A 20,616-nucleotide genomic window follows, 5' to 3' on the forward strand; every position below is an offset into this window, starting at 1 on the left:
AACAACCATGAATAATCCATTATTACATAAAACGCAGACTCTTCATGATACCCCTGCATTTGATTTAATTAAAAATGAACATTTTATTCCTGCTTTTCATGAAGCAATAAAGGCAGCAAAAGCAGACATTAAATTCATTGAAAATAATGAGGAAGCTCCTACTTTTGAAAACACCATAGAAGCTTTAGAATTTGCAGGAATGCAATTAGACAGAATTTCGTCTATTTTCTTCAACCTAAATAGTGCCGAAACAAATGAGGAAATTCAGAAAATAGCTCAAGAAATATCTCCTCTTCTCACAGATTTTGGCAATGATATTAATTTAAGCGAAAAACTATTTGGAAGAATAAAAATAGTCTTTGAAAACACGAATCAAAAGGAACTTTGCGAAGAAAAAAAGACTTTACTAAACCAGCGTTACAAATCTTTTGTAAGAAATGGGGCATTATTGAATGAGAGCGACAAAGAACAGCTTAGAACGATAGATAAAGAACTGGCAAAAACAAAACTCACTTTTGGAGAAAATGTTTTAGCATCTAGCAATGCCTTTGAACTTTGGATAGATCATGAAAATGATCTTGATGGATTACCAAAACAAGCGATTGCCACAGCAAAAATGATGGCAGAGCAAAAAGGTAAAAAAGATCAATGGTTAATTACCTTAGATTACCCCTCGTATATTCCTTTTATGACGTATGCGAATAACAGAGATCTTAGAAAAAAACTTGCTTTAGCCTTTGGACAAAGGGCTTTTGGAGACAATGAATTTGACAACAGAAAACATATTCAAAAAATCGTTTCCCTCAGACATAAAAGAGCTGAATTACTAGGCTACGAATCTCATGCACACTTTGTTTTAGAGGAACGCATGGCTGAGACGCCAGAAAACGTAATGAATTTCTTAGATGATTTAAAATCTAAATCAATGCCATTTGCAAATAAGGAATTTAAAGAATTGCAATCTTTTGCTGAGAAAACAGATGGAATAAAAGATTTTCAGTCTTGGGATGGTGCTTATTATACTGAAAAACTCAAACAAGAAAAATTTGATTTTGATGAAGAAGCCCTAAAGCCTTTTTTACCACTCGAACAATGTGAAAAAGGAATGTTTTACTTAGCAGAAACACTTTTTGATCTAAAATTTGAACTCCAAGAAAATATAACTACTTATCATCAAGACGTGAATGCTTATGAGGTTTTTAACAAAGATGGGGAATTCGTTTCTGTGTTTTACACAGATTATTTCCCAAGACCTGGAAAAAGACAAGGAGCATGGATGACTTCATATAAAAATCAATGGAAAAAGAACGGTGAGAACTCAAGACCTCACGTGTCTATTGTGTGTAATTTCACCCCGCCTACTGGTGAAACACCTTCTTTATTAACCTTCAATGAGTTTACAACACTCTTTCACGAATTTGGACATGCCCTCCATGGGATGCTTGCTAATACTGAGTACCCAAGTTTATCTGGAACCAATGTATTTTGGGATTTTGTAGAACTTCCCTCTCAAATGCTAGAAAACTGGTGTTATGAAAAGGAAATGCTCGATAAAATAGCTTTTCATTATCAAACAAAAGAACCAATTCCTTTTGATCTAGTAGAAAAAATTAAAGAATCTGCTACCTTTATGGAAGGAATGAAAACTGTTAGGCAATTAAGTTTCGGATTCTTAGATATGACTTGGCATTTCTTAAAACCTGAAAATAAAACGGTTGAGGAAATAGAAAAAGAAGCTTTCTCTTCTACACAGTTGTATCCTTATAATTCTAAAACACTAATGAGCACTGCTTTTTCACATATTTTCCAAGGAGGGTATTCATCTGGATATTATTCCTATAAATGGGCAGAAGTTTTGGATGCCGATGCTTTTGAATTTTTCAAAGAAAAAGGAATATTTAATAAAGACGTTTCTCAATTGTTTAAAGAAAATATTCTTGAAAAAGGTGGTACAGAACCTCCAATGACACTCTACAAAAGGTTTAGAGGTCAAGAACCATCTAGTGTAGCATTGCTAAAAAGAGCTGGATTACAAGAAAAATAAGCATTGGACAAAAACCGTGACAATCGATCATTAGCAGCAATCTTCACAAGATGTTTCCATAGTTTTGAGTTGTTAATGGTTGTTTTTTTGAACTCAACCTTTTTATTATTTTTCACTTAGGTATCAAAAAGCCCTAAAATCATTTGATTTTAGGGCTTTTTTTATTATTCACAACTTTGTAGGCGGTTAATGACTTTGAGGATTTTGTTGAGGTTTGCGGGTTTTTGAATTGCCGCATGGAATCCTCGCTCCTTAAATTCTTCTTCTTTTATACTATCACCTGATAGAATAATCCATTTCATTACATTTCCTGAATCTTTTGTACCTACCTTATTTTTAATGTCATAAGCCGTATATTCTTCATTTAGATTATAATCTGTAATGACAAAATCATAGGAATTTATTTTTAATTTATCAATAGCTTCTCCTACAGTCCTAGCGGTGTCTATATGAGATTTTTGCTTTACAAATCCAGCTTTCAATAGCAATAAACTTATTGGATCATCATCCACCAATAATATTTTAACACCTTCTGCAGTTAATTGATGATTTTCAATAAGACGATCTCTTTCTGAGCTTTTCTCAAAGGTAAGATCAAATCGAATAATAGTTCCGATGGTTTTCTCACTAAAAGCCTTTATTTTACCACTATAGAGCTTTACATACTGCTTTACAATTGCCAAGCCTAAACCAAAACCTTTTTGAGCTTGCTCATTAGCCACCTGAACAAAATCATCGAATATTTGGTCTGCTTGATTTTGAGTCATTCCTACACCCGTATCTTTTACATAGAATGAAAATTTATAAAATGCTCCTAAATCCACATGATTTTCAACCCCGAAGGTAATTGTACCATTTTGGGTGAATTTATTTGCATTAATAATCAGATTATCAAATATTTGATTAATTCTCAATTTATCAAACAAATAATAGCAATGATGATATTTAACATCTAAATCTAATACGATTTTGTTATTATTGATCTCCAATCTATATCGATGCTTTTCTTCTATTTCACTCAAAACCTCAACAAGTTTATTCGTTTTATTACGAATATTTACATGCCCTCGTTTGAGCTTTGCAATTTCTAGAATATCTTCGGCAATATATGCCGCAGATTCAATATTGTTTATCAAAGTATGAAGTAGTCTTTTATCTGCAACCAAATGATCCTCTTTCATTCTCTCAAGCATTAAAAGAGAATTTTGGAGAGGGTTTCTTATTTCGTGATTAATTTTCTGAAAAAACAAATCCTTTTCTTTTTGCATCTGCTCAAGGTGCTCACTATAGATAAAGTATTCGTTTCTTTTTTGTTGGATAATCTCTCTCGCCTGATAAGTGATGGTATGATTTTCCAAGAAAATAATGTATTGATCACTTTGTTGATCAATAGTAAAATCTAAATGCAAACGTTTTCCAACTAACTCTATGGTAACGCAATCGAGTTTTTCTGAAATTCCTTCTTCAATTAATTCTTCTGTGTAAGGCTCTAAGAAAGGAAATGGAACTGAAAGATGCACACCGATTTCTACAGGAAAAATGGTATGACAAGACTCTTTTATTATTTGATTTTTATCAAAAATAATAATCTGAGTACTATTACTCGTATATTTAAACTTCAGTTCATTTAACTTCTTCATGTAAATCTTTTGAGATTTTAAAGAAAAAATTATCAACGTTTTTCCCAGTTTTGGCACTACTAAGAAAATCTAATTGATAGGTATCTTTGATAGACAAAGCAAGGCTTTCATCAATCAAATCCAGTTTATTACCTACGGTAACATAAGGAATATCTGAAAGGTGTGTCTTCAATTTAATCAAATCTTCTTCTAGAGCTACAAATGTTTCTTCTCTTGTAAGATCAACAACATACACAAAAGCATGCGCCCCCTTGAGGTATTTATGATTAATCAGACTCATATCTTGTTCTCCAGCAATATCCCAAAGGATCATTTGTATGGAGTCACTAGCATTCAGTTCAACTACTTTTTTATATATAGTTACACCAATAGTCGTCAGATACTTATCTGAGAAAAGTTTATGTACATATCGATTTGTAAGAGAAGTTTTTCCTACTCCGAAATGCCCTAATATAACGACCTTCTTTTTTATCATTTATTTTTTGTGGGTAAATTTGTCAAAGAATTTAGCCAATACTTTGCCAAACTCTTCTTCTGTTAGGTCTTCCTTAAAACCTTTTTCAGCAAATTCAAAGATTTTATCTTCCAATTCACTTTTAAAATCTGCATGTGGGTTACCATCTATTACAAAGGCAATATCTGCTTTTCCAATACTCTTTACGTGCAATTTATGCGTTTCGTACTCTAGCCATTCCAAATGCTCTTTTTCGGTTTGCAAGGCATCTTCTACAAAATCTGTAATTGCGGAAAGCATTGCTGAAACCAAATCTTCATCCACGGTATCTTCTGTGGAGTAAGACCCTAGTAAAATAGCTGATTCTGAATCTAATAAGAAAATTTGTTTTACAATAGGTGCTGAGACCTTATCTTGCAGTATTTGCTTACTATAGTCAACCCCTCTAATTTTCGTATTAAACCACCTTTTTAATCCATCTACAGTAAAGAATGTATTCACTTGTGTGTCTATGTCTTCACTGATTTTCTCTATCTCTTTTCTGATAAATTTTTTAATCAATTTACCAATAATGGGATGCAAAGCCTCTACCATTTCATCTTGAGATTCTCGTACTTGATTCTTAATGGATTTTGTAATCAGACTTTTAAATTCATCAGGAAAACGCTTTTTAAAATCCGCCATCAATTCCTCCATTTGTTCTTTGGATTTGACAGGGAAATTTTCTTCAAAGTTTTTCAATTGAGCACGTAAATCCGCTATCCCCTCTTGATGTTCATCGAGAATAGTTTGCTCATTATGAAGTAGCAACTTTTTGAGTTGCTCAAACTTTTGTTCGTCTTCTTTCAATTCTTTAATGTCTAGCAGATTCGATTACTCCTTAATCTTACGCGCCATTTTCTCTAATTGATCTGCCAATAGTTGGCGATCCATTTTTTGATCATCCAATCGATCAACTTCTTGGTTAAGGTTCATTTGCAGCTCATCGATCTTATTATTGAATTCTTTTCTCATTTCTTCAATATAATCATAGAGTTCTTCCTTAGATTGATTTAGTTGATCGCTCAAGCGCTGCTCGGCTTCCTTTATTTTGACATTCACATCCTCGAATTCCTGTTGGTATTCGCGCATATTATTTCCAAAAATCAGCTCTTTTATTACATCAATTTTTTGATCATTGCTGATTGGAGCTTTGCTTTCTTCTACTGGTTTCTTTTCTTCTTTACCTTTGCTCATAGCTTTTCTTTTTTACTTTCAATTCCAAATAAATGCAACCATATGGGTAAATCAATTTTACCATTGGGCTCCATTCCATATTTGGTCTGATAGCTTTTAACAGTGGTTTCGGTTTCTGATAAAAATATCCCATCAACTGGAAGTGTATATCCCAGATTGCTGAGTTTTTTCTGCACTATTTTGATTGCTTCATCTGTATCTCCATATTCAAATAAAATCCAATTATTGAGTTTACAGCTTCTGCTATTCAAACGATATTGCTTACAATTTTCTAGCGTGAAAATATCCTGATTTGTTCGACCCTTTAGCTTCTCATTTTTTGAAAAAATCAGTTTCTTTTCGATTGTTTTATAAATCCTATGTTCATTGTTAAATGACACTTGTGAATTGATAAAGTCAGGGTCGTTTTCCTTTTGATCTCGAATATCTTTTAAGTGATTGTGCCAAGCCTTGCGTATTCTACCATTTAATTGATCTGCCAAATGATAATATTCCAAGACTAATTCATTGTTATAATAATCTTGATCAATCTCATCGGAAATAGACACTAAGAGACCTTGTGACATATTTCTTCGTTGATATTCTTGGTAAATCAAATAAGAAATAATCAGTAGGGCTACTAACACTAATATTCTACCTATTTTTTTCATTTGTTAAAAATAACTATTTTTATTCAAATATTGCTTCACATAATCCTTAACTCCTTCTTCAAGGCTGGTAAAAGGTCTTTTATACCCAATATTAACCAATTTTTTCATATTGGCTTCTGTAAAGTACTGATAGTTTTCACGAATATCCTCGGGGATATCGATATACTCTATTACCTCGGGTAAATCTAGTGCCTCAAATGTATATTTAACTAAATGATAAAAGCTATCTGCTTTCCCTGTTCCTAAATTATATATTCCAGAATACGCTGTTTTTCCATTTTCTTTCAAGAAATTAATTACATGAACGATATCTTTCACGTAAATAAAATCTCTCAATTGTTGCCCATCTTCAAAATTGGCATTATGAGATCGGAAAAGCTTCATTTTTCCTGTTTCTTTAATCTGATTAAACGCATGGAATATCACTGAAGCCATTCTACCTTTATGATATTCATTGGGTCCATACACATTAAAAAACTTTAAACCTGCCCAAAATGGAGGTGTTTTTTCTTGCTCTAAAGCCCAAATATCAAATAGGTTTTTAGAATCTCCATAAGGATTTAAGGGTTTTAATGATGAGATGAGTTCATGAGAATCTTCAAAACCGAGTTTTCCATCACCATAAGTAGCTGCTGAAGATGCGTAGATCAATGGTATTTCATAATCGCTACAATAATTCCACACACGCTGTGAATAAGAAATATTTAATTCCTCAAATAATGTTACTGATTGCTCTGCAGTATCTGTTCTTGCTCCTAAATGGATAATTAATTCAATTTCACTGGCATCTTTTTGAGACAACCAATTGAAAAAATCAGCCCTTTGGACAAAAGTAGCTTCCTTTAAATTTTGAAAATTCTTTTGCTTAGAACGAATTGAAAAATCATCTACTAAAACCAATGATTTTCCTTCTCTAGATAAATCACTAGCCAATGCCGAAGCTATAAACCCCGCCGCGCCTGTAACTATTATTTCACCCAATTTTTTGTACTTTTATTAACAGACAAATGTACTAAATTATCCATGGATTCAATACTGATTACTCTATATTTCAAAATATTGTTATACAACAAAATAACCTCATAAACTTTGGTTAAAAATAATATCCTTTTTAATTTTTAGCACCCACAAGAATCCTTTATAACGAAGTCTTTTTGTAAATTCTAAATTTCTAAATCGAAAAGTAAATTTTCATTACCTTCGTTGACACTAAATTTGAAAAATAGAATTTAGATCAATTAAGCATAACAGAAGATGGCTAAGATAAAGGAAAAGACAGTTTTTTACTGTAATAATTGTGGGAATGAGTTTTCTAAGTGGCAAGGACAATGCACTTATTGTAAAGAATGGAATACAATTGTGGAGCATAAAGTGCCTAAAAAATCAGCTTCTTCAGTTCCCCAGTGGGTACAATCTACAGATGCAGATATCCAACATAAACCAAAATCTTTAGCAGAAATTTCTTTAGAAAACGAACTCAGAATTGAACTTGCCGATAGTGAATTTAATAGAGTATTGGGAGGCGGTATGGTTTCGGGTGCGATGGTCTTATTTGGTGGAGAACCTGGGATCGGAAAATCTACTCTTATGTTGCAATTAGCCCTTTTTCAGCATCAAATAAAAACACTTTATGTTTCTGGTGAAGAATCTGAAAGACAGATAAAGCTTCGTGCTGATAGAATTGATCATCAGAATGAAAATTGCATGATTTATACAGAAATCAATACGCATTCGATTTTAAAAGAAGCCAAAAAGCATCAACCTCAACTGATGATTATTGACTCTATCCAGACACTACAAAGCCCCTTAGTAGATTCTCTCCCTGGAACCATCACACAAATTAAGGAGTGTACTACAGAGCTCATGCGATTTGCAAAAGAAACAGGTACTGTCATTGTTCTCATTGGTCATTTGACTAAAGATGGAAATATTGCTGGACCCAAAGTTTTAGAACACATGGTGGACGTTGTTCTTCAATTTGAAGGAGACAATAAATATGCTTATAGAATTCTCAGAAGTAGCAAAAATAGATTTGGTTCTACTCATGAATTAGGGATTTATGAAATGAATCAGCAAGGGCTTTCTCCTGTTGACAATCCTTCAGATTTACTCTCCAATCAATTGGGAGAGGATTTAAGCGGATCAGCTATTGCAGCAACAGTTGAGGGTGTCCGCCCTTTAATGATTGAAGTTCAAGCACTCGTAAGCTCTGCGGTTTACGGCACACCTCAACGTTCCACGACGGGGTTTGATACCAGAAGACTAAATATGCTTTTGGCAGTTTTGGAAAAAAAATGCGGTTTTCGATTAGGAGTAAAAGATGTTTTCTTGAATATCACAGGAGGAATTAAAATGGATGATCCAAGTATGGACTTAGCCGTTGTGGCAGCCATTTTATCTTCCAATGAGGATTGTGCAGTGGATAAAAAAGTGGCTTTTTGTGGGGAAATAGGTTTAAATGGCGAAGTACGCCCTTCTAGAAAAATTGATCAAAGGATTTTGGAAGCTCAAAAGCTCGGTTTTTCAGATGTTTTTGTAAGCTCCTACTCAAAAATTGACAATCCTGATCAGTATCATGTAAAAATCAACTATGTAAGCTCTGTATTAGAACTTTATCATGCCTTATTTTAATTTCTTCTTGGTGAGCGGAAACAGTTCTTGCCCTATAAAATCTTTTGGCATTTCTTCATCTTTATGAAAACCCAAAGGGATATCTCTTCCATCGTGAGGAATGTAGGCTGTTTTAAAAATATAATCCCAAATACTCAAAGAAATTCCGAAATTCATTCCAAAACGATGATTCTTAGGGAGTTTTTTTGAGTGGTGCCAAATATGCATTTTGTTATTATTAAAAATATATTTCAAAGGTCCTAAATCGTATTCAAAATTGGAATGATTCAAATGCCCAATTAACAAAGCAAAATAATGCACCAAAAATACCTGAGAAACCTCGAAACCGCCTATCAATACTAACAATAAATACACTATTGGCTTATAGGCAAATGTCTCAAACCAATGATAACGCAAGTGTGCAGCAAAGCCCATTTCTTTTACAGAATGATGCACTTTATGAAAATTCCAAAGAAAAGGAACTTTATGTAAAGTAACATGAACACCCCATTGCACAAAGTCTGATAAAAGAAAAAAGACTAACAAACCAACTGCCACAGGAAATTCTGAAATATTGAATAATTGCAAATTCTGCTCTGAGATATTTAAATAGGCTAAAAGACTTTGAAAACCAAAATGCACCATATCTGAAAGTGCAATAAAAAGAATCAGGTTAAAAATGAAAAAATTAAAAAACATATAAAAGAGATCCAAAAAGAAATCTTTTCTAATAATTTTTTGGTGCTTTCTCCAAGGATGAATGATCTCTAAACCCCAAACTGCAAGTGAAAAAAGTATTAAAGCATAGAAATAATTTTCTAATCCAGGGCTGGTAATTTCCTTAATCAGATATTGGTAATAATTACTGTAAGCTTTTGATATAATTTCTAGCATAGAGTCTCAATTTTAATAATAGTCTTTTCCCTTAAAGAACCTTACAATTATGAAAGCAAAAATAGGACAAACTGTTTATTAATATTGTATTTGGTATATTTATAAAAAATTGTTTGAATGCCTCAACACATACTCGGAATCATGTCTGGAACCTCTTGTGATGGTTTAGACTTCTGCTTATCTTCTTTTTCAAAGAATAATAACAAGTGGGAATATCAAATTCATCAAACTGCTTTTTATCCCTATTCTCAGGAATGGAAAAATAAGCTTTTAGGAGCCTATTTTCTCTCGGGTAAAGAACTCATAGAACTTGAAATTTCCTTTACTAAACTACAATATCACTATATTTTAGAGTTTGAAAAAGAATTCCCAAATCTCCAAATTGATGCTATTGCAACGCATGGTCATACCGTGTACCACAACCCCAATGAGGGTTATACACTTCAAATTACCAAAGGTGATTTACTCTCACAGTTAACTAAAAATCCTGTGGTTTGTAATTTCAGACAACAAGATGTTATATTGGGCGGTCAAGGAGCGCCACTTGTTCCCATTGGCGACCAATTACTTTTCTCAAAATATGAAGCCTGTATCAACTTAGGAGGATTTGCCAATATTTCCTTAGAACGACAAAAAGAACGAATTGCTTGGGATCTCTGCCCGTTCAATCATTTGCTAAATAGAGAAGTTTCAAAAATGGGATTGGAGTATGATAATGGTGGACAAATTGCACAATCTGGAAAGCTCAACGAAGCCCTTTTAGATAAACTAAATTGTGTTTCCTACTACTCCAAAAAAACTCCTAAATCACTTTCTATTGAAAATCTCGAAAGTCATTTTTGGGCTATTTTAGACAACTTTAATCAGCTAAGCACCCAAGATAAACTCCATACCCTTTGCGTGCATTTCACAGAACAGATAAGTAAAGAAATTGATCATAAAAAAAATGTGCTAATCACAGGAGGAGGAACTTATAATCAATTTTTTATCAATAAACTTCGAGAGCAAACATCATGTGAAATAATGATTCCAAACAAGGAACTCATCGACTTTAAGGAGGCATTAATATTTGCCTTTTTAGGTTTTTTAAGATTTAAGAACCAAATCAATATCTTATCTTCGGTCACTGGTTCTTTGAGAGATCATTCTTCTGGAACTATTTTTTATCCTATTTGATTATAAAAAAATGTTAGAAATAAAAAACATTACTAAAAATTATGAAGCGTTTACGGCTTTAAATAATTTCTCCATTTCTGTTCCCAAAGGGAGTATTTATGGAATTCTAGGACCCAATGGAGCTGGAAAAACCACTTTCCTGCGTGTACTCAATCAAATTATCCCTGCCACAAAAGGCGAAATTTATTGGAATGATCGGCTGATTTCTAGAGAAGATCTTTCAAAAATTGGTTATTTACCCGAAGAGAGAGGCCTCTATAGAGAAATGAAGGTTGAGGATCAATTATTATATCTTGCTCAGTTAAGAGGTTTGGATGTTAAGACTGCAAAAGCCAATATGAATGATTGGTTCAAAAGACTTAAAATAGAAGGCTGGAATGGTAAAAAACTCAGGGAATTATCAAAAGGAATGGCTCAAAAAATTCAATTTGTTGCCACCGTTATTCACGAACCTGAAATACTCATTTTAGATGAGCCTTTTTCTGGTTTCGATCCTGTAAATGCGAATCTGATAAGAGACGAAATTATTCGTTTGAACGAGGAAGGAGTAACCATTTTATTTTCCACTCACCGCATGGAATCTGTGGAAGATTTATGCTCCCATATTTGTCTCATTCATCAATCCAACAAAATATTAGATGGTAAAAAGACCGAGATAAAAAATCAGTTCCGAAATGCGATTTATTTACTAGAGGTCAATCATCAAGAAGCACTTTCTTTTGAGGAAAATATTCATGTTCTTGAGCAGAAACAAGAAGGTATTTTTTGGCAATACAAATTGGATTTATCTAAAATAGAAAACCCATTGCAAATTGTGAAAAACCTTCCAGAAACTGTAGATTTTCTAGCTTTTAAGGAACATATTCCTAGTATGAATGAAATATTTATCAACGCTGTAGCAGAATAGTATCATGAAAAAACTCAAAATAGTTATCCTTAGAGAATACTTTAATAAGGTAAAGAAAAAATCTTTTTTGATTCTCACTTTTTTGGCTCCAGTCATCATGGTCGCTTTGTTTTCAATAGTGGGAGTACTTATTGTTGCAAATCAAGCCGATCAATCTGTTCTTTATGTATTGGATGAAACCAATTATCTGTCAGAAAAAGACCTTAAAGACAATAAGCAAGTTGATTTTCAGCTGATTAAATCATTAAAAGATCAACCTAAAGATTTCGTTGCCAGCAAAAAAGATGCTTATGGATTATTAGTCATTCCTTCGCTTAAAAGAGAGAATATTCAAGATTTAGGAAAAAGTGTCAAACTCTACTCCAACGCGACTCCCAATACTTCCATCATTTCATATATAGAAAGAACCATTGAAAAACGTTTTAGAAAAGTAAAAATGGATTATTATGAAATAGAGCAAGAAGTACTTGACAAAATAGATGTAAATGTAGATATCAGCTATATTAGTTATAGTGCCGATCACAAGGAAGAAGTAGAACGAGACGAAACCTACACTTATATTCGGTTTATCATTGGAATGATTGTAGCAATGGGAATTTACATGTTCATTTTTGTTCATGGAGCTTCTATTATGCGTTCTGTTTTGGAAGAAAAAACGACTCGAGTAATAGAAGTCATTATTTCATCTGTAAAACCTTTTCAGTTAATGATCGGGAAAATTATTGCAGCAGGTTTAGTTGCCATTACCCAGTTTGGTATTTGGGGAATTCTAGCAGGAATTAGTAGTCTTATTTTCTCTGCCTTTATCCCACAGCCCGACCAAGTTGCCAGCAATGAAGCCGAAGAGATTATGGAAGAAGTGATGAATTCTGGGGTGATGGAAAATATCATCATGAATTTTGAAGGATTAGAAATTGGTAAGATTATTTTTGGTGCTTTTTTCCTTTTTATCTTAGGGTATTTACTCTATTCGTCCATTTTTGCAGCAATAGGTGCAGCATCTGATACAGAAACAGATACACAGCAATTTATGCTTCCCGTAACCATTCCATTGGTGCTTGCCATATATGTAGGAATTTCTCTTCAAGATAATCCCGATGGACCTGTAGGAATGTTTATGTCTATGTTTCCACTTACTTCACCTATTGTAATGGCTATTCGTCTCCCTTTTGGTGTTCCATGGTGGGAGCTACTTACAGCCATTATATTATTGCTACTCTCTTTTATGCTCATGGTTAAAATTTCCTCCAAAATATATCAACATGGTTTGCTCAATTTTGGTAAAAAAGCAAGCTATAAAGATCTTTGGAAATGGATTCGAATGAAGGATTAAAAGACTTTTAAAAAATCCACCCTGAAATACAATTCAAAAAAAGAAGAGAGTGTATCTTTACCCAGAATTTCAAAAATAGCTAAAATGACGAAGAGTGAATCTTTTTTTCAACGTGCTCAAATGTTTATTCCTGGTGGAGTAAACTCTCCTGTACGTGCCTTCAAATCAGTAGGCGGAACACCTGTTTTTTTCAAAAAAGCTCACGGATCTATCTTAGTAGATGTAGATGACAAAGAGTATATCGATTATATTGGTTCTTGGGGACCTATGATTCTTGGACATGCACACCCTGGTGTTACACAAGCTTTGAAAAACGCCACGGAAAATTCCACCTCTTTTGGAGCTCCTACGGAGATTGAAACAGATTTAGCAGAATTGATTTGCAAGATGATGCCGGCTGTAGATAAAGTAAGAATGGTGAACTCTGGAACAGAAGCTTGCATGAGTGCCATTCGTTTAGCTAGAGCCTATACAAATAGAGAAAAATTTATCAAGTTTGAAGGTTGCTATCACGGTCATGCCGATGCTTTTTTGATTAAAGCAGGATCAGGAGCCATCACACTTGGAGTTCCAAACTCTCCTGGAGTTACAAAAGGAACAGCAAAAGACACTTTATTAGCAAGGTATAATGACCTTGAAAGTGTCAAACAAGTATTTACAGATAACCCCGGAGAAATTGCCGCTATCATAATAGAACCCGTGGCAGGAAATATGGGGTGTATTCCCCCTCATGAAGGTTTTCTTGAAGGATTAAGAACAATCTGTGATCAAGAAGGCGCTCTTCTTATTTTTGATGAAGTAATGACAGGTTTCCGTCTTTCAGCAGGAGGTGCTCATCATAAATTTGAAATCAAACCAGACCTTATTACCATGGGTAAAGTAATTGGTGGAGGAATGCCAGTAGGAGCTTTTGGTGGTAGAAAAGAGGTTATGGCAATGATTGCTCCAGAAGGTCCCGTGTATCAAGCTGGAACACTCTCTGGTAATCCCATGGCAATGACAGCAGGATTAACGCTCCTAAAAGAACTTTATGAAAACCCAAAAATTTTCAAAGAAATAGATGAAAAAGCCGAATTTCTTCATCATTTATTAGAAAAGGTATTTAATAAACATCAACTTCAATACGTAATCAACCGAAATGGATCCATGATTAGTTTTCATTTTGGAGTAAACAAGGTTGCCAATTTTGATGATGCCTGTGCTGCCGATGCCGATCTTTTCAAAAAAGTATTTCATGGAGTTCTAAAAAGAGGAATTTACTTAGCTCCTTCAGCATTTGAAACATTATTTATTGCCCATACACATACTTCAGAACTTCTTGAACAAACGGCTCAAGCTATTGATGAAGCCTTGACAGAAATACTTGTAAAATAATGTCGGAAATTATTTTTAAAAATATCCTGAAGGAATTTGAAACCTTTCTTCAATCTCAAAAACCTTCAAGTACGCAAGCCATGAAAAAAGCTTGTGAACTGATTGATCAAAACCTCGATTACTACAATTGGACAGGTTTTTATATGGTTTCCCAAACAGAAGAAAGAATGCTGGAACTGGGACCCTATGTAGGAAGCAAAACCGAACATACTAAAATCCCTTTCGGGAAAGGTATTTGTGGACAGACTGCCGAGTCTCAAGATACATTTATTATTGACGATGTAAACCAAGAGGATAATTATATCGCTTGTAATATCGATGTCAAATCGGAGATTGTAGTCCCTATGTTTCTAGAAGAAGACATGATTGGACAAATAGATATAGACTCCAATAAACCAGCTGCTTTTGGAAAAACAGATGAAATTTTCCTAAGTCAAATATGTTTATTAATTTCACAAGTCATTAAAAACGAAAAAAATGTTTAAAGCGATCACAAAAATCAGTTTATTGATTACCACTTTATTGGTGTTTACTTCTTGTAATCTACTGAAGCCTGAAAAAATATCTTCTTTAGTAACTAAGACTTCTTATCATTACTACACAGACGTAAAAACACATGATAGAGGAATTAAATTTTATATTGTATTTACAGGGGAAAAATTGGAAAAAGTAAAACCAATAAGCTTTAAAATAGGAGAACACACCCTAGAAGCCATCCCAGATTTATACGAACCAACGGATAGAGACTTACCTTCGATACTTACTTGTACGGCTTTATTTAAAGAAAAAATTGACAAAGTGGGAGACTATGTTTCATTACCCAATTCTCTCTATGGAAAAGAACCCTTTAAAAATGCCATTTTCACGTACCGTGTTGGAGCAAAAGAATATGAATTACCGATCAAAGAATTTGTCTTAAATCATAAACTCAACTAGACAAATGACCAAGAAAGAAATTCTTATTCAACAAGCCGAAGAGCTCCTATTGCAAAAGGGATATCAGCAAACAGGAATCAATGAGCTTTTGAGTATCACAAAACTCTCAAAAGGAACCTTATATTATTATTTCCCTAAAGGAAAAGAAGAGATTTTTGGTTTAGCACTTCAAAACCTTATCGATCAAGAACTGAGGATTATTTCTAATATTTGTACAGGGAAAGTGATCGTTGCACTCAAGAGACTTATCAAAAGATATTCACAAGAGCAAAATCAAGAGAATTACCCATTTGTATTTTCTCATATTTACAATGACTTACGAAATGAAACTTCGGTCACATTACAAGAGAAAATAAAAGAGTTTCAAACAGCATTCTTAACGATTTTGGCGGTATTTTTGCGAGAGAAAAAAGTCTCGAATCCAAAAAGGAAAGCAAGACAATTTTATATGCTCATGATTGGTTTTATCCAGATGAATGACATCTTGGATGATAAAAAGCATGAAACAGCCTTAGAAGAACTGATTGAGCGAATTTATTAAGACAAAAACACAACACAAAGATGAAAAAAATAGGACTTTTTTACGGATCTGATACGGGAAATACAGAAGAAGTAGCTGAAAAAATACAAGAAATGCTCGGTGAAGATCTTGTGGATACTCATGATATGTATGATGCCGAAATTGAACAATTTGATCAATACGATCAACTCATTTTAGGACTTTCTACTTGGCATGATGGACAGTTGCAAAGTGACTGGGAAAGCTTTTTTGAAGATTTCAAAAAGGTAGATTTCACAGGAAAAACAATTGCTTTATATGGTCTTGGAGATCAATATGTATATGCAGAATATTTTATTGATGGCGTAGGTATGGTTGCTGAAGTTGTCCTTGAAAATGGTGGAACTATTGTAGGAAAATGGTCCACTGATGGATACGACCACACAGAATCTAAGGCAGAAATGAAAGAAGGAACTTTCATTGGTTTAGCACTAGATCAAGATAATCAGCCCGATCAAACAGACGAACGCCTTGAGGAATGGCTAGAGCAAATCAAAAAAGAATTCCCTATCGCCTAAAAGCTCTTAATTCATATGTTAGGTGATAAGTTTAACCTTATACAGAAAAATGGGATCTTTAATAAAGTTCCCATTTTTTTTTGTTGGGACAGGTCTTGTAACCGTTTGTTCCCTTTCTTCCTATTTTTATCATTGATTAAACACATACTAGGTTTAGCTAAACTCTACCTGCTTGCTGAATTCACCCATATTTTATTGCTTAAAATTACCCTATGAGTTGATAGTTTACATCCACAAATCTTCACATCATTATAATAATAATCATACTCTAAAACAGATGAAGTATTAATCAAGCTATCTTCACTTATCAAATAAAAAATTGTATCTCCAATATTAATGTCACGAAAAACCCTGCTTGATTTATTGATTAAGAATGTTGTATCTGAAGCTGTGTTATTTGAATAGTATTCGAAACCCTGAGTATTATAAATACTACCAACTATAAATTCACCAATACTTTTCACCCCCTGAGAAGAAGAAGAAGGTATGGTTCTACAACTGAATGAAAGGCTAATCAAAGAAATAATCAAACATATCTTTTTAATCCCGAATTTGCTCATATTATTTTGTTTTCTTTGATTTTCTATCTCTAATCTCCCGAAAGGTCGAAATGAGTTTTGACAGACTGATAATCAACCAAATTTACATGAATTATAGAAAAATCAACTAATGTATAATTCTGAATAGGGTTTTGTAATTGTTTATGGAATTTTCTCCTCATTTTTTAGAAAATTTTACTTGAGGTTTGGTATTTTTTCATCATAAATCTCAAAAAAATCCATCAAGAAGCATAAATCATCCATTCTTTGACTGTTGATTCATTGTCATCTTTGTAGTGTCAATATTGACATAGAATTTTAAACACCAAATAAGAGATGAAAAAACTTAAATCGATTATGTTACTTGCTGCATTCACAATGATGGCCTATGCACAAGCTCAAATAGCTCCAATAGATAAAAATGGTTTGGCTATTGGCGGATACGATCTTGTTTCCTATTTTTCTGGGACTGCTAAAAAAGGTTTTGAAGCTTACTCTACTAAATTTAATAAGGCTACTTACCAGTTTTCTTCTAAAGAAAACCTCGAAACTTTTAAAAAGAATCCAGAAAAATTCCTACCACAATTTGATGGATATTGTGCCTGGGGTGTGGCTGCAAAGGACAGTAAATTTCCTATCAACCCCGAAACTTTTGATATTGTAGATGGAAAGCTATATCTGTTTTTCAATGGTCCATTTAATGGGAAAATGCTTAACACTCTCTCACCTTGGAATGCTAAAACTACTGAGTTATTAAAGAAAGGACATTCGAACTGGAAAAAATAAAAATATCCATTTTATTTTTTAAAAAGAGTGATGCTATGATTTTGTGTCACTCTTTTATTTTTTATAATGAGATTGAAGAGTCGTTCAGAATATTGCTTTTTTCCTATTTCTTATATTCTTATTAATCAAGCTTGTGATAGTTTACAAGAGCAAGCTTCAAAGCTTCTTTAAGAGTATAAGATAAACAATAAGTACCTTCTAATTCTTTAAAAAGCAACATACCAGAATTGTCGTATTTCCGTCTAATTAGACCAAGAATTGCCTCAGATCGCACACCATGATTCGTATCTTTTACTCCCTTTAATAAAATAGGCAAAACTAAATCTTCATATTCCTCCATCAGTTCCAAAGAGGAAATTGCCCAGTCCCTTACTTTTGCACTTTTATCTGAAGTAAATTCAATTAAATACTCAATTGAAGATTGAAAATTTTGACCGGAAATAGCATGAATAACAGCAATCTTCATATATTTCTCTTTATACTTTTCAGAAAAAGAAAATAGAAAAGGAATATCAACTTCTCTTAGATTTTCAGAATTCACACTTATTCCATACAATAGAGAGCTAATTACTTCTTTTTTCTTTTCCTTTTTCAACATGGCTAAAAATAAAAAATACACCTCTTTTCTATAAGGTCTAATTTTTCCTTTTCTACTCAACTGGGATAAAATTGTAATAGCAATATCTCTCTCCTTAAAAGAATTAGATTTTGTTTTCTTAATACAAAATTCATAAAAAGATTTAGACCCATTTCTTCTAGCCTCAGATATCAAAACATCAAGCTTATTCTTTTTATAATTTAGTACCATCTTATAAAATAGCTCTTTAAATTGTTTCTTTTTAGAATAAGTCATTTAGTAAATATTTTGGTGTTTTTTATTTAGTACAGATTAGTTGCTAAAACCACTCTCTGCATCCTTACATTAATAATTAATTTACAGCTACATACAATCCCAGTATGCAAATAAACATCTAATATTTAACAAAATACACGTTTCTATATTACACTATTTGGGATTGTTAAAGCAAAAAACCAGATGTAATTCTTATATCTATGCCCCTTACCTCACAAAAGACCTTAATTGTTTTCTTTGTCTTTTCTTCATTGGCACTGTGATCATCTCTTCTTCAGAATAATACCTTACTGCAATATACTTTGATTTTTTTATTGCTTTGATCATAGCGGGTCTTAGATGATAAATTAGTGTCACTTTTCTTGTAGGAAAAACTTTAATATCAGACAAAACCTCTACTTTACTACTATCCAGTGTAGCTATTTTTTGTTTTTGGGGAACAAAATTGGTAAAATCTTTTGAAGGCATTTTTTTGACTTCAACAGGGAATACCTCATCGTCTATAATCCAAAATATTTCTGTGTTCAAAGCACAAGCAGTTTGTTCTAAAGACACTCTGTCAAATACCTTTAGCTTAAAGTTCTTGTCTTTTGTGATTTTCAAAAACCTTTGTTCCAAATCATAAAAACGCGTTCTATGCTCTACTGTTTGGTTATAATAATGAACTAGAGTAGCGCGCTCTTCATCTTTAATATGGTCATAGGTTTCACTTATGTGTCTTTTTGAAAGGCAAGAAGCTACACTACTTAAAACAACAATCAGTAAACTTAATTTTATCACAGTATTTTTCATAGCCTTGCTTTTGCAAGAATGATGCTAAAGCACACTTCCTTCTGCTACACATCTCAAACTATAGATAAAAACGATAATGGAAACACATAAACCAATTACGAACACATAATAGGTATAGCGAAGTAATTTATATTTCTTATGCAATACTTTCCCAAGGAAAAATAAGTCTCTTGACAAGCTATTGTATAAATAATCTTTGTCATTCATTAGCTGTTGAATTCCCCACTCATAATCCTCTAGGCTCATTTTATGAAAATTACCAAAAAACAATAAGTTCCCTTTTTTATTTTCAACGTCTTCTTTGGACAAAAGACCATGTGTTGTTTTAGGAATCGTTGATATGGTCGCAAGAATAATAGAAATAATACTTGAAACCAATAAGGTGATTCCTGCATAAGCTAAGAATGGATTGTTGTCTAATTTTGGAAAGAGAAGTGAGAGTACAATAGAAATAATAATGGCATTAACACTAATCATAGTGTTTGCTTTATTATCGGCTATTCTACTTAAATTCAAGTGGTTTCTAAGAGAAACTCTAAACATGGTTTCAATTCCTCTATCGGGTCGGTCTCCTTTATCCTTTTTCTTTTTTTTCTTCTTTGATGATTTAAGATCGTTGTTGTTGGTATTATTATTCTCTTCAGATTCTTTTCCTGTATCTAACCTGTTCTTTTCCTCAATCATAATCTCATTCATTAAATGATTCAACTTATGTAAATTACCTGATTTTTTAGGCTCCCATTCTCTTTTTGCATACTCAGTATGGTATTTGTGAGTTTTAAGAAAATCAACACATGATGTTGCCCATTCTTGATTACTCATTTCTGGCTTCATGAGCTCTTTTACTTCTTTATAGAGATCCTCAAACGAAGTATCAATATAATCTGTATTTCCTAAATGAACAAGATCTGCATCCTTGATGATTTTCTCTAAAATATTTTGAGGGTCGTGCTGTAAGTTCGTTGCTTGAATCAATTTCATGATTTTTTGCACTTTATTTTCTGGATAATTCATTTTTAATAAATAATCCTGAGCAACTATTGCACTCTTATCTTCATGGTTTTCGCAAGATTTCACATAGGCAATATCATGAAAAAGTATCGCTATTTTAAGATGTTCTATATCTTCTTCTGAGACTCCTTCAGTATTCTGAGAAATTTCAATTGCTGCATCAAATACCATTTCTGTATGCATCATATTATGATAAAACAATCTTCTTTGTTTGTTTTCATCAAATGCTTTCTTTACAAACTGGTAAATGTCGGCTATGAGTTGATTTTCGTTCTGAATATCCATAATAATCTTGCTTTTTTGT

At 33.0% G+C, this 20,616-nt stretch carries 22 protein-coding genes; 11 read left to right on the forward strand and 11 right to left on the reverse strand.

Going from position 1 to position 20,616, the window contains the following annotated elements; translation table 11 throughout:
* The first annotated feature begins 7 nt into the window (after window positions 1–7).
* The gene (locus N4A45_01015) at window positions 8–2,044 is read left to right on the forward strand and encodes a M3 family metallopeptidase (protein MCT4663795.1); all 2,037 of its coding nucleotides are present in this window, start codon (window positions 8–10) and stop codon (window positions 2,042–2,044) included.
* A gap of 164 nt (window positions 2,045–2,208) precedes the next feature.
* On the opposite strand, the gene N4A45_01020 is transcribed toward N4A45_01015, so the two are convergent.
* The 6 genes from N4A45_01020 to rfaD are packed head-to-tail and all read right to left on the reverse strand — an operon-like array spanning window position 2,209 to window position 7,005.
* Complete coding sequence (locus tag N4A45_01020) at window positions 2,209–3,684, reverse strand: ATP-binding protein (GenBank protein MCT4663796.1); 1,476 nt, start codon at window positions 3,682–3,684, stop codon at window positions 2,209–2,211.
* Complete coding sequence (locus N4A45_01025; GenBank protein ID MCT4663797.1) at window positions 3,668–4,159, reverse strand: GTP-binding protein; 492 nt, start codon at window positions 4,157–4,159, stop codon at window positions 3,668–3,670. Before N4A45_01025 ends, N4A45_01020 begins: the two co-directional genes overlap by 17 nt.
* A complete protein-coding gene (locus N4A45_01030; protein MCT4663798.1) occupies window positions 4,160–4,987 on the reverse strand; it encodes a hypothetical protein in 828 nt (275 codons plus the stop codon).
* A 24-nt stretch (window positions 4,988–5,011) separates the two neighbouring features.
* On the reverse strand, window positions 5,012–5,374 hold the full coding sequence (locus N4A45_01035; protein ID MCT4663799.1) for a hypothetical protein: 363 nt from the start codon (window positions 5,372–5,374) through the stop codon (window positions 5,012–5,014).
* A complete protein-coding gene (locus tag N4A45_01040) occupies window positions 5,371–6,024 on the reverse strand; it encodes a peptidoglycan-binding protein (protein ID MCT4663800.1) in 654 nt (217 codons plus the stop codon). Before N4A45_01040 ends, N4A45_01035 begins: the two co-directional genes overlap by 4 nt.
* Before the next feature lie 3 nt (window positions 6,025–6,027).
* On the reverse strand, window positions 6,028–7,005 hold the full coding sequence (rfaD, locus tag N4A45_01045) for an ADP-glyceromanno-heptose 6-epimerase (GenBank protein MCT4663801.1): 978 nt from the start codon (window positions 7,003–7,005) through the stop codon (window positions 6,028–6,030).
* 273 nt (window positions 7,006–7,278) lie between these two features.
* On the opposite strand from rfaD, the gene radA reads away from it, so the two are divergent.
* On the forward strand, window positions 7,279–8,655 hold the full coding sequence (gene radA, locus N4A45_01050) for a DNA repair protein RadA (GenBank protein ID MCT4663802.1): 1,377 nt from the start codon (window positions 7,279–7,281) through the stop codon (window positions 8,653–8,655).
* On the opposite strand, the gene N4A45_01055 is transcribed toward radA, so the two are convergent.
* On the reverse strand, window positions 8,647–9,528 hold the full coding sequence (locus N4A45_01055) for a sterol desaturase family protein (protein ID MCT4663803.1): 882 nt from the start codon (window positions 9,526–9,528) through the stop codon (window positions 8,647–8,649). The genes radA and N4A45_01055 overlap by 9 nt on opposite strands.
* 117 nt (window positions 9,529–9,645) lie before the next feature.
* On the opposite strand from N4A45_01055, the gene N4A45_01060 reads away from it, so the two are divergent.
* The 8 genes from N4A45_01060 to N4A45_01095 all read left to right on the forward strand — a co-directional run bounded on the left by N4A45_01060 (window position 9,646) and on the right by N4A45_01095 (window position 16,331).
* On the forward strand, window positions 9,646–10,704 hold the full coding sequence (locus tag N4A45_01060; GenBank protein ID MCT4663804.1) for an anhydro-N-acetylmuramic acid kinase: 1,059 nt from the start codon (window positions 9,646–9,648) through the stop codon (window positions 10,702–10,704).
* A gap of 10 nt (window positions 10,705–10,714) precedes the next feature.
* Window positions 10,715–11,611: an ATP-binding cassette domain-containing protein gene (locus N4A45_01065; GenBank protein ID MCT4663805.1), complete on the forward strand. Its 897-nt coding sequence runs from the start codon at window positions 10,715–10,717 to the stop codon at window positions 11,609–11,611.
* A 4-nt stretch (window positions 11,612–11,615) separates the two neighbouring features.
* Window positions 11,616–12,944, forward strand: coding sequence for an ABC transporter permease (locus N4A45_01070; GenBank protein MCT4663806.1), 1,329 nt, complete (start codon window positions 11,616–11,618; stop codon window positions 12,942–12,944).
* An 84-nt stretch (window positions 12,945–13,028) separates the two neighbouring features.
* On the forward strand, window positions 13,029–14,318 hold the full coding sequence (hemL, locus tag N4A45_01075) for a glutamate-1-semialdehyde 2,1-aminomutase (protein ID MCT4663807.1): 1,290 nt from the start codon (window positions 13,029–13,031) through the stop codon (window positions 14,316–14,318).
* The gene (locus N4A45_01080; GenBank protein MCT4663808.1) at window positions 14,318–14,803 is read left to right on the forward strand and encodes a GAF domain-containing protein; all 486 of its coding nucleotides are present in this window, start codon (window positions 14,318–14,320) and stop codon (window positions 14,801–14,803) included. The genes hemL and N4A45_01080 overlap by 1 nt, the downstream gene beginning before the upstream one ends.
* A complete protein-coding gene (locus N4A45_01085; protein ID MCT4663809.1) occupies window positions 14,796–15,254 on the forward strand; it encodes a hypothetical protein in 459 nt (152 codons plus the stop codon). Before N4A45_01080 ends, N4A45_01085 begins: the two co-directional genes overlap by 8 nt.
* 4 nt (window positions 15,255–15,258) lie before the next feature.
* Window positions 15,259–15,795 (forward strand): TetR/AcrR family transcriptional regulator, encoded by a 537-nt coding sequence (locus N4A45_01090; GenBank protein ID MCT4663810.1) that lies wholly within the window; start codon window positions 15,259–15,261, stop codon window positions 15,793–15,795.
* 20 nt (window positions 15,796–15,815) lie between these two features.
* Entirely contained in the window at window positions 15,816–16,331 is a 516-nt protein-coding gene (locus N4A45_01095) for a flavodoxin (GenBank protein ID MCT4663811.1), read from the forward strand.
* Between the two features lie 164 nt (window positions 16,332–16,495).
* Here the strand turns inward: N4A45_01095 and N4A45_01100 are convergent, their stop codons facing one another.
* On the reverse strand, window positions 16,496–16,891 hold the full coding sequence (locus N4A45_01100; GenBank protein ID MCT4663812.1) for a hypothetical protein: 396 nt from the start codon (window positions 16,889–16,891) through the stop codon (window positions 16,496–16,498).
* 315 nt (window positions 16,892–17,206) lie between these two features.
* On the opposite strand from N4A45_01100, the gene N4A45_01105 reads away from it, so the two are divergent.
* Complete coding sequence (locus tag N4A45_01105; GenBank protein ID MCT4663813.1) at window positions 17,207–17,656, forward strand: hypothetical protein; 450 nt, start codon at window positions 17,207–17,209, stop codon at window positions 17,654–17,656.
* Between the two features lie 121 nt (window positions 17,657–17,777).
* Here the strand turns inward: N4A45_01105 and N4A45_01110 are convergent, their stop codons facing one another.
* From N4A45_01110 to N4A45_01120, 3 genes are all read right to left on the reverse strand, one after another.
* The gene (locus tag N4A45_01110) at window positions 17,778–18,509 is read right to left on the reverse strand and encodes a HEAT repeat domain-containing protein (GenBank protein MCT4663814.1); all 732 of its coding nucleotides are present in this window, start codon (window positions 18,507–18,509) and stop codon (window positions 17,778–17,780) included.
* 207 nt (window positions 18,510–18,716) lie between these two features.
* Window positions 18,717–19,301 carry a hypothetical protein gene (locus N4A45_01115; protein ID MCT4663815.1) on the reverse strand — a complete coding sequence of 195 codons (585 nt, stop codon included), beginning with the start codon at window positions 19,299–19,301 and terminating at the stop codon, window positions 18,717–18,719.
* Window positions 19,302–19,325: 24 nt separating this feature from the next.
* Window positions 19,326–20,597 carry a DUF5706 domain-containing protein gene (locus tag N4A45_01120; GenBank protein MCT4663816.1) on the reverse strand — a complete coding sequence of 424 codons (1,272 nt, stop codon included), beginning with the start codon at window positions 20,595–20,597 and terminating at the stop codon, window positions 19,326–19,328.
* Window positions 20,598–20,616: the final 19 nt, after the last annotated feature.

It is taken from the genome of Flavobacteriales bacterium (genome assembly GCA_025210805.1).
Classification (GTDB): domain Bacteria; phylum Bacteroidota; class Bacteroidia; order Flavobacteriales; family CAJXXR01; genus JAOAQX01.